The organism is Chryseobacterium sp. Leaf201, assembly GCF_001421435.1.
Taxonomy (GTDB): domain Bacteria; phylum Bacteroidota; class Bacteroidia; order Flavobacteriales; family Weeksellaceae; genus Chryseobacterium.
Map to the genome: position 1 here is coordinate 1 of NZ_LMKA01000051.1, position 1,082 is coordinate 1,082.

Annotated in this window: 1 protein-coding gene; it reads left to right on the plus strand. The window is 27.4% G+C overall.

All coding sequences use genetic code 11. From position 1 onward, the window contains the following. Positions 1-205: 205 nt before the first annotated feature. The gene (locus ASE55_RS04245) at positions 206-1,078 is read left to right on the plus strand and encodes a hypothetical protein (RefSeq protein WP_056215996.1); all 873 of its coding nucleotides are present in this window, start codon (positions 206-208) and stop codon (positions 1,076-1,078) included. The last annotated feature ends 4 nt before the right edge of the window (positions 1,079-1,082 follow it).

Here is a 1,082-nt window from a genome sequence, read left to right on the forward strand (position 1 = left end):
AAATTATAAATCCAAACATTTTATATTATTTCATATCGGGTCACTAAGAACTTTAGTTTATTTTATATGATAAACTAACTGGTAGTATTAGGAACTAAAAAAAATTCTAAAATATTAATTACTATATCTCCATGGCTTATCAAAGACAAAACTTCTACAAGATAATAATTGTTATCTTTAGATTTAAATTGAGAAACTACTAACGATGATAATCCAAGAAAAAACAATTGAAAAAATAAGAGATTTAGTCAATGAAGAAACTGAATACAGATCTGGTCCTAAGCTTGTAGCATTTTTTAATGATTTAGGATTTAATGATGAATACGGCCAAGGCTTTCCATCAAGATGGCTATACACCCAAAATAATCTTACAAAAATAAATGGCACTCCAGAACTTGACAGATGTATTAAAAAAGTACTCTCGCCATTGAACTTTATTGGAAGAATTGCAGAACTAGATAAACATATATCTAATTTAAATGATTATTTATCGTTTGATAATTGGCTGGTTTTACGAGAGGGAAAGAATATTCTTTTTAAAAAAACTACAGACGATTATTTTACAAATGTAGCAAATCAATCTAATGATGAAGAGTGTAAAGAAGAACAATTTTTAGATAAGGAATTTTCAGATGTTAATTTAGATAAAATTGGACTGGAGTATCAAATTACTGAAATACTAAAGCTTAGAATTATAGAAATAGAAAATTGTATTAAATCTGCGTCACCTTTATCAGTAATATTCTTATGTGGAAGCACATTAGAAGGATTATTATTAGGTATTGCTACAAAATATCCTAAAGAATTCAACACAGCAAGTTCAACTCCAAGAAATGAAGAAGGAAAGGCAAAACAATTTCAAGAATGGAATCTAAGTGGTTTCATTAATGTAGCTTTTGAAAATGGGATAATTAAGGAGGATGTAAAAAAGTTTAGCCATAGTTTAAGAGATTTTAGAAACTACATACATCCTTACCAACAACTTTACAGTGGCTTTAATCCTGACATTCATACTGCTAAAATAAGTTTGCAGGTATTAAAAGCAGCTATAAATCAGATTATAAATTATAATAAATAACAAA

Bases quoted from the DNA above. Each gene is read 5' to 3' on its own strand.
- ASE55_RS04245 (WP_056215996.1), top strand. From the start codon at position 206: ATGATAATCCAAGAAAAAACAATTGAAAAAATAAGAGATTTAGTCAAT.